The 8,384-nt window shown below is 68.0% G+C and carries 9 protein-coding genes; 4 read left to right on the forward strand and 5 right to left on the reverse strand.

Features of this window, described 5'->3' with window-relative positions; genetic code table 11:
- Nucleotides 1-119: 119 nt before the first annotated feature.
- Together ACYPYD_RS04065 and uvrA are read right to left on the reverse strand one after the other, a co-directional pair.
- Nucleotides 120-374, reverse strand: coding sequence for a hypothetical protein (locus tag ACYPYD_RS04065; protein ID WP_459662180.1), 255 nt, complete (start codon nucleotides 372-374; stop codon nucleotides 120-122).
- A gap of 107 nt (nucleotides 375-481) precedes the next feature.
- Nucleotides 482-3,385, reverse strand: a complete 2,904-nt coding sequence (uvrA, locus tag ACYPYD_RS04070; protein ID WP_459662181.1) for an excinuclease ABC subunit UvrA — start codon at nucleotides 3,383-3,385, stop codon at nucleotides 482-484.
- A 231-nt stretch (nucleotides 3,386-3,616) separates the two neighbouring features.
- Between uvrA and ACYPYD_RS04075 the strand changes: the two genes are divergently transcribed.
- The 4 genes from ACYPYD_RS04075 to ACYPYD_RS04090 all read left to right on the forward strand — a co-directional run bounded on the left by ACYPYD_RS04075 (nucleotide 3,617) and on the right by ACYPYD_RS04090 (nucleotide 5,685).
- Complete coding sequence (locus tag ACYPYD_RS04075) at nucleotides 3,617-4,033, forward strand: hypothetical protein (RefSeq protein WP_459662182.1); 417 nt, start codon at nucleotides 3,617-3,619, stop codon at nucleotides 4,031-4,033.
- A gap of 122 nt (nucleotides 4,034-4,155) precedes the next feature.
- Complete coding sequence (locus ACYPYD_RS04080) at nucleotides 4,156-4,545, forward strand: hypothetical protein (RefSeq protein WP_459662183.1); 390 nt, start codon at nucleotides 4,156-4,158, stop codon at nucleotides 4,543-4,545.
- A gap of 344 nt (nucleotides 4,546-4,889) precedes the next feature.
- A complete protein-coding gene (locus tag ACYPYD_RS04085) occupies nucleotides 4,890-5,477 on the forward strand; it encodes a septal ring lytic transglycosylase RlpA family protein (RefSeq protein WP_069708152.1) in 588 nt (195 codons plus the stop codon).
- A gap of 49 nt (nucleotides 5,478-5,526) precedes the next feature.
- A complete protein-coding gene (locus ACYPYD_RS04090) occupies nucleotides 5,527-5,685 on the forward strand; it encodes a hypothetical protein (RefSeq protein ID WP_172705215.1) in 159 nt (52 codons plus the stop codon).
- Nucleotides 5,686-5,688: 3 nt separating this feature from the next.
- On the opposite strand, the gene ACYPYD_RS04095 is transcribed toward ACYPYD_RS04090, so the two are convergent.
- The 3 genes from ACYPYD_RS04095 to ACYPYD_RS04105 form a co-directional block, all read right to left on the reverse strand.
- Nucleotides 5,689-6,435 carry an ABC transporter ATP-binding protein gene (locus tag ACYPYD_RS04095; protein ID WP_459662184.1) on the reverse strand — a complete coding sequence of 249 codons (747 nt, stop codon included), beginning with the start codon at nucleotides 6,433-6,435 and terminating at the stop codon, nucleotides 5,689-5,691.
- A complete protein-coding gene (locus ACYPYD_RS04100) occupies nucleotides 6,432-7,397 on the reverse strand; it encodes a FecCD family ABC transporter permease (protein WP_069708153.1) in 966 nt (321 codons plus the stop codon). Before ACYPYD_RS04100 ends, ACYPYD_RS04095 begins: the two co-directional genes overlap by 4 nt.
- Nucleotides 7,394-8,384 (reverse strand): ABC transporter substrate-binding protein (locus ACYPYD_RS04105; protein ID WP_459662185.1); only part of this gene is annotated, 991 nt, incomplete at its 5' end. The genes ACYPYD_RS04100 and ACYPYD_RS04105, both read right to left, overlap by 4 nt.

Genomic DNA, 8,384 nt, shown 5'->3' on the forward strand with positions numbered 1-8,384 from the left:
GAGCGCGAGGGCGATGGCCCTCGCATTTCTACTTTCTTCTTTGCCCCTTCGCCTGAACTACCTGAGCCCCTCCACCATCCTTCAGATGGTCCCCCCTCCCCTGAACGGGGAGGAATGGGTTACCACTTCGCGCCGAGTTTCGCGATTTCGTCCAGCAGGGCCTGCTTGGAGGGCGTGCGGTCGGTTCCGCCGTTGCGCGGGAGGTGGGGGATGCCCCCGGCTTCCCGCCGCGCAGCAAGCTCCCCGCCCAATTCAGCCATGTCGATGACTGTTTCTTCGCGGGCACGCCATTCCGCCTTGCGACGCTCTATAGAGGCCGCCAGTTCTTCCAGTGTCAGCGGCGCGCGCTTGGTCTTGAGCGTCTTGAACGGCATGGCGCGATTGTAACCGTCAGATGCGCCGCAGGGAAGCCGGGGGCTTTCACCTACCTCACGCCTAAAGACGGCCAGCGGTCCCGGCCTTCGCCGGGACGACGGACTTGCTACTTCGCCCAGCTTCCCAGCAGGGGCTTGAGGTAGCTTCCGGTGAAGCTGCCCTTGACCTTCACCACCTCTTCGGGCGTGCCTTCCGCCACGATCTGGCCGCCGCGGACGCCGCCTTCGGGGCCCATGTCGATGATCCAGTCGGCGGTCTTGATGACGTCGAGGTTGTGTTCGATCACGACCACCGAGTTGCCCTGGTCGACCAGTCGGTGCAGCACTTCGAGGAGTTTGCGCACGTCTTCGAAGTGGAGGCCGGTGGTGGGTTCGTCGAGGATGTAGAGCGTCTGGCCGGTGGAGCGGCGGGCCAGTTCCTTGGCCAGTTTCACGCGCTGCGCCTCGCCGCCGGACAGGGTCGTCGCCTGCTGGCCGACCTTGACGTAGCCGAGGCCCACCTCGTTCAGCATGTGCATCTTGTCGCGGATGGGGGGGACGGCCTTGAAGAATTCTTCGGCGTCCTCGATCGTCATGTCGAGCACGTCGGCGATGGACATGCCCTTGAACTTCACTTCCAGCGTTTCGCGGTTGTAGCGTTTGCCGTGGCATTCCTCGCACGTCACGTAGACGTCGGGCAGGAAGTGCATCTCGATCTTGATGAGGCCGTCGCCCTGGCAGGCTTCGCAGCGTCCGCCCTTGACGTTGAAGCTGAAGCGGCCGGGCTTGTAGCCGCGCGCTTCGGATTCGGGGAGGCCGGCGAACCAGTCGCGGATCTGGGTGAAGGCGCCGGTGTAGGTCGCGGGGTTGGAGCGCGGGGTGCGGCCGATCGGGGACTGGTCGATCTCGATCACCTTGTCGCACTTTTCGAGGCCGGTGATCTTGTCGTGCGCGCCCGCGATCACGCGCGCGCCGTTGAGCTGGCGGGAGGCGCCGGCCTGCAGCGTGTCGATGGTGAGCGAGCTTTTGCCCGAGCCGGACACGCCGGTCACGCAGCAGAATGTGCCGAGCGGGAACTTCGCGGTCACGCCGGTCAGGTTGTTGGCGCGGGCGTTCTCGACGGTGACGAAGTGGCCGTTGCCCTTGCGACGTTCCTTGGGCACCTCGATCCGGCGGGTGCCGTTGAGGTACTGGGCGGTGAGGCTTTCCTTGCTCTTGAGCACCTGCTTGAGCGTGCCTTCGGCAACCACCTGCCCGCCGTGGACGCCCGCGCCGGGGCCGAGGTCGACCAGATAGTCGGCGGTGCGGATGGCGTCCTCGTCATGCTCCACCACGATCACGGTATTGCCGAGGTCGCGCAGGCGCTTGAGGGTTTCGAGCAGCATGTCGTTGTCGCGCTGGTGCAGGCCGATGCTGGGCTCGTCGAGCACGTAGAGCACGCCCGAGAGGCCCGAGCCGATCTGGCTGGCCAGGCGGATGCGCTGGCTCTCGCCGCCCGACAGCGTACCCGAGGTGCGGTCGAGGTTGAGGTAGTCGAGCCCGACGTTGTTGAGGAAGCCGAGGCGCTCGTTGATCTCCTTGAGGATGGCCTTGGCGATCTGCTGCTGCTGGTTGGTGAGCTTGCCTTCCAGCTGCCCGAACCACGCAAAGCCGTCCGCCACCGAGAGGCGCGCGGCGTCGGCGATGTCGCTGCCGGCGATCTTGACCGAGAGGGCCTCGGGCTTGAGGCGCTTGCCGTCGCAGGTCTCGCAGGGCTGCGCGGTCTGGTACTTGGACAGTTCCTCGCGCATGAAGGCGCTGTCGGTCTGCAGCATGCGGCGGTTGAGGTTGCCGATGACGCCCTCGAACGCCTTGTTGACGGTGTATTCCTTGCGCCCGTCCTTGAAGGTGAGCGGCACGGCCTTGCCGCCGGTGCCGTAGAGGATCACCAGCTTGATCTCGCCGGGCAGTTCGTCCCACGGCGTCGTCAGGTTGAAGCCGAAGTGCGCGGCCAGGCTGGAGAGCACCTGCATGTAGTAGGGGCTGGGCGGGTTGGACTTGGCCCAGGGCACGATCGCGCCCTGCTTGAGCGTCAGGTGCTCGTTCGGCACGACCAGCTGCGGGTCGAACAGCAGCTTCTCGCCAAGGCCATCGCAGGCCGGGCAGGCGCCTTGCGGGGCGTTGAAGGAGAACAGGCGCGGCTCGATCTCCTCGATGGTGAAGCCGCTGACGGGGCAGGCGAACTTCTCGGAGAAGACGATGCGGTTGGCGGGCAGGCCGGCGCCTTTCAGGTTCTTGCCCTGCTCCTCTTCCTCGCGGCCGGGGACGTTGCCGTCGGCCATGTCGGCATAGGCCAGCCCTTCGGCCAGCTTGAGGGCCTGCTCGAAGCTGTCGGCAAGGCGGGTCTGGATGCCCTCCTTCACCGCGATGCGGTCCACCACGACCTCGATGTCGTGCTTGTACTTCTTGTCGAGCGCGGGGGCGTCCTCGATGGCGTAGAACTCGCCGTCGATGCGCACGCGGGTGTAGCCCGCCTTCTGCCACTCGGCGAGTTCCTTGCGGTATTCGCCCTTGCGGCCGCGCACCACGGGGGCGAGCAGGTAGAGGCGCGTGCCTTCCGGCAGCGCCATCACCCTGTCCACCATGTTGGAGACGGTCTGCGCCTCGATCGGAAGACCCGTGGCGGGGGAATAGGGAATGCCCACGCGCGCCCACAGCAGGCGCATGTAGTCCCAGATCTCGGTCACCGTCGCCACCGTCGAACGCGGATTGCGGCTGGTGGTCTTCTGCTCGATCGAGATGGCGGGCGAGAGGCCGTCGATATGCTCGACGTTCGGCTTCTGCATCATCTCGAGGAACTGGCGCGCATAGGCCGAGAGGCTCTCGACATAGCGGCGCTGCCCCTCCGCATAGATCGTGTCGAAGGCGAGGCTCGACTTGCCCGAGCCCGACAGCCCGGTGATGACGATCAGCTTCTCACGCGGGAGCGCAATGTCGAAGCCCTTGAGGTTGTGCTCGCGCGCGCCGCGCACGGTGATGTGGGTGAGACTCATGGAGGCGGTATGTTCCAGATTTGTTCGCGCCATTCAAGAGGCGCCGGGCGGTTTGCCCATAGATGGGGCACAGCGCGCCAAGGGCAAGGGCGTTCCCGGGCGTTGGATGATCCCGCGCTGCGACGAGCCGGGGCTGCGCGGGGGCGGACGGGAAACCCGCAAGGCCCCCGCACGTTTTGCGTTTCGACCCAGCGCCGCATTCGTGCGGCCTCGCAGTTTGAGGAGAACGCCATGCGCGCCATGCGCAAACTCGCACCGAAGATCGCCGCCGCAGCGGCCGTCGCATTCATGCTACCGTCCGCCGTCATGGCCGGGGATACCGGGAAACCGGCCGCCAGCGCGCCGGAGCCGGGAAATCCCGAAGCACGGCGACAGATGCTGAACGCCCGTGAAGCCGCCGCCGCGCAGGAACAGCTCGCCCGCAATGAGGCCAGCCGGTCCCAATACGACGCCGCGCTCGCCCTCAACGACATGAAGACCGCCCGCGATGCCGCCGCTTACGACGCGACGCTCGACCGGCACGATGCGGTGGAACAGGACTACCGCGCCGACCGCAAGCAGTGGGAAGTCAGGAACCCGGCGTGCTGGAACGGCAATGCCGTGAAGTGCCCCGCCGATCCGCAGGCTCCCGGCTCCGGCGGGCGCTGACCGCTTCCGCCGAGGCTTCACCCCGCGACGAACCGCCCGTCGCAAGCCCTTTGCATCCCCGCGATTCTGAAGGCAGATAGCGCCTGTCGGGTGCGCCGATCAGGCTCAGGGGATTCAGGAAAATGGGGGCTTTCGGGCTGTTCGGGCGCGTGGTGGCGCTTTTGCTGTTGGCAGGCTTCGCCGCGCCGGTTCTTGCCGACGATCCGCGCGATCCGTCCATGACGCCGGACGCCGTCGCCCGCGACGCCGCGACCATCCGCCGCCTCAACCGCGAGCAGCTGGACTACGTGCGCCGGCGCGACGCCAGTTATGCGCAAGGCTGGCGCGACTACGATACGGCGCGCGCTCACCCCGATGCGGACCAAGGCGATTACGCTGCCGATCGTCGTGACTATGACGCCGCGCGCGCCGACTATGCCGAAGAGCGCCGCCGTTACGAGCACGACATGCGCGAATGGCGCGAGGACGTCGCCGCGTGCCGCGCGGGCTATTACGAGCACTGCGCGCGGTAAGACCGGATACGGCCATCCTTGTGGAAAGAGCCCGCCCCCGCATTGGAGCACGGACGCTCGGGGGCTAGGACGTGAACTCATAAACAGCACCATCGAGGCGCCGGAATGGCGAACAACTCGGGCGGAAGCGTCCGCCGGAAGGGCTGGTTGCCCTTCCAAGGCCGCTTCGGTTCGAGATGGAAGCCATTCCGGCGTCCCGAAGGGATTTGACCAAAAAGGCCCAGCGCCGCGTCGACAGGCCTTGAAATATCGACATATTCCTTCGCCCTGCCTCCTTGCGCTGAGCCATTTTGCCTCAAACCTCGATGGTGCTGTTTATGAGTTCACGTCCTAGTCTGCCCGCCATGCCCGGCCTCATCCGCAGCGCCCCCTTACGGAACATTGCCGTTCTGTCCCTCGTCGCCATGCTCGCGGCATGCGGCGGCGGGGTGAAGTACCGCCCCGTCAGCGACGTGCCCGTCCGCATCGGCCCTCCCTACAAGGTGCGCGGCGTAACCTATACTCCCGCCGCGCAGCCCGGCTACGACATGCTCGGCTATGCGACGTGGTATGGTTCGGAAAGCGGCAACCAGGTCGCCAACGGAGAACGCTTCCGCCCCGGCTGGATCACCGCCGCGCACAAGACGCTGCCCCTGCCCGCCTATGTGGAAGTCACCTCGCTCGACACCGGCAGGCGCATCATCGTGCGTATCAACGACCGCGGCCCGTATGGCGAGAGCGCGCGCATCATCGACCTTTCGCGCGGCGCAGCGGAGGAACTGGGCATCCGCACGCAGGGCAAGGCGGCGGTGCGGGTCCGCGCCATCGAGCCCGACGAGAAGGACCGCGCCGCGCTGCGCAAGGGCAAGACCGCCAGGTCGCTCGCCCCGGTCCCGGCCCGCACGCTGTCCAATCTGCAGGAACAGTTCGCGCGCGGCGTCGGCACGCGCTGAGGGAACCGGACGCAAGCGCTGCGCGTTATCTCTCCAAAGGAGAGAGATGATGACTTCAGGCGCCGAAATTCCGTTCCGTCGCAGCCGTTTCGCCCGTGGCACGGGATCGCTGCTGTTCGACCGCCAGCGCGAGATGCACCAGCGCGAAGCGGAAAAGCGCGAAGAGCCCATGCGCATCTGGTCGAAGGGCCACTTCGTCGAAAGCTGACGCTCACCCCAGCGAAAGCGCACGCGCTCCCGGCTCGCCCAACCAGCGGGCCGGACAGCCCCAAACGTTCCGGATGACGTCTTCGGACAAGGCGTGGCCGGGCTCTCCGTCAGCGGCGATCCGTCCTTCGTGCAGCACCATGACGCGATCGGCGTAGTTCATCGCGGTTGCCAGGTCGTGCAGGACCAGCACCACGCCGCGGCCCTGGCGGCCTTGCTCGCGCAGGCGCCCCATCAATGCGAGCGCATGGCCGAGATCGAGATTGGCCAGCGGCTCGTCCGCCAGCAGCCAGGCCGGGCCAGTCGCCAGCACCCGCGCCATCAGCGCCCTCGCCCGCTCACCTCCCGACAGCTGCGAGACGGGCCGTTTCCGGAATGCCTCGAGGTCCATCGTCGCGATCGCGGCATCGATCGCGGTCCGCCCACCGCCCGTCCCTGTATCCTGCCAGGGTAGGCGACCGAGCCCGACCAGCACTTCGACCGTGACGTCCCACGCCACTTCGGGGGTTTGCGGAAGATAGCCGATGCACTGCGCGCGTTCCCGCGGCGGCACCGCATGCATCACTCGCCCGCCCAGCGCGGCAACGCCGGTATCGGGCTCCACCAGTCCCGCCAGGCAGGACAGCAGCGTCGACTTGCCCGCGCCGTTCGGCCCGCAGATCGCAGTGACTTCCCCCGCATGGATGGTCATCGTCAGGTCGCGCAGCCGTCCCGCGATGCCGAGCCCCACCGTGTTCAGCGTCCCGGTCATGCCAGCCCCCGCCGCATGCGCAGCAGCAGCGCAAGGAAGAACGGCGCGCCGATCAGCGCCAGCGCAATCCCCAGCCGCAGCTCTCCGCCCGCAAGCGGGAGGACGCGGCAGCCGGCATCGGCAACGAGCAGCAGGAGTGCCCCCGCCAGCGCGCTCGGCACCAGCAGCGAGGACGGCCGCCGGTCGGTCAGCGGCCGGACGAGATGCGGCACCATCAGTCCGACGAAGCCGATCACACCCGCCACCGCAACCGCCGCGCCCACCGTCAGGCCCACGCCCGCGATCATCAGCGCCTGTTGCCGCCTCGGCTCGAAGCCCAGCGAACGGGCCGCCGCCTCGCCCAGTGTGAGCGCGTCGAGCCCCCGCCCGGCCGCCAGCAGTACGCCGAGTCCCAGCAGCGTCAACGGCCCGGCAATGACGACCTCGCGCCACGAACGGTCGGCCAGCGCGCCCATCAGCCAGGTCACGATCTCGCTCATCGCGAACGGCGTGGGCGAAAGGCTGATCGCAAGGCTCGTCAGCGCCCCCGCCAGGCTGGAGATCATCAGCCCCGCCATCGTGAACAGTGCGACGCCCGCCTCACGCCCCGCGATCAACGCCAGCAGCGCCATCGCCCCGCCCGCGCCGACGAGAGCGAAGACCGGCAGCAGCCAGACCGACGCGGCATAGCCGGTCCAGAAGCTCAGCACTGCACCCAGCGCCGCGCCCGGCGCGATGCCGAACAGGCCCGGATCGGCGAGCGGATTGCGCAAGTAGCCCTGCATCGCCGCCCCCGCCCCGCCAAGTCCGGCGCCGACGATCAGCGCCAGCAACGCGCGCGGCAGGCGCAAGTACAGCAGGATAACCGAGGCATTGTGCGTGTCGGACGCAAAGGGATCGATCCACACTCGCCCCGCCAGCAGCGACAGCGGCACGGCGAGCGCGAGCAGGACGACGAGGATCGGAATCAGGCGGCAGTTCATGGATGAAGGTCTGCCGTTGTGCCGGGTGCTTCGACAAGCTCAGCATGAGCGGAGCTTGTGCGATTCCCCTCATCCCCGCTCACCCTGAGCTTGTCGAAGGGCCCGAGATGACCTCGGGACCTGGGGTTATCGAGAGATCGCCGCACTTGCGCGAACCGCGCCAGTGCCTTGGGCACGGTCGGCCCGCCGCACCAGATCAACGAACGGTCGAGCGGCGCGCGGATCATGCCCCGGACTTTGGCGAGAGCGGGATGACGCAGCATCCGGTCCTCCTCGCCGGCGGGCGAACCCACGGTGAAGACCACGCGCGGCGGATCGGCCACCACGCGTTCCAGCGGCAGGTAATCGGCCTGGGCAAGCCCGCGCGCGGCAGCGGCGTTGGCGAAGCCGGCGCGGCGCATGAGATCGGCGATCAGCGTGTGGTCGCCTGCGACGATGCCCCCGGATTCCCACAGCAGCGCCTGCACCGGCCGCACGCCGGTCGGCGGCTTGGCACGGGCGACGGCAGCCTCCATCCGCCCGGCCAGTTCCTCCCCTTCCGAACGATTGCCCGCCAGCTTCGCCAGCCGCCGCACTTGCGCGAGCGCTTCGGGAAGGTCGGCGGGAAGCGGCTCGAGCACGACCTCCAGCCCCATGTCGCGCAGGGCCTGCGCGGTGGCCGGCGGCGTGTAGCTGCTCGCCACCACGACATCGGGTTCCAGCGCGACGACATCCTCCACCGCATCCGACACTTCGGCGAACTGCGCGGCGCGGGCGAGATCCATCGAACTGGCCGAGGGATCGTGGCTGTAGTGGGAGATTGCCAGCAGTTGCCCCGGCGACGTCACCTCCGCCAGCACCGCATCGGTGCAGGGGTTGAGCGAAACGATGCGCGGCCGCACCGATCCCTCGACCGGCGGGTCCGACCAGGGTTGGCAGGCGGCGAGCGTCAGGAGCAGCGGGGTAACGGCAAGCCACCCGAAGCCCGCTTGCGCTCCCCCTCCCGCG

Source organism: Novosphingobium sp. 11B (assembly GCF_054589055.1).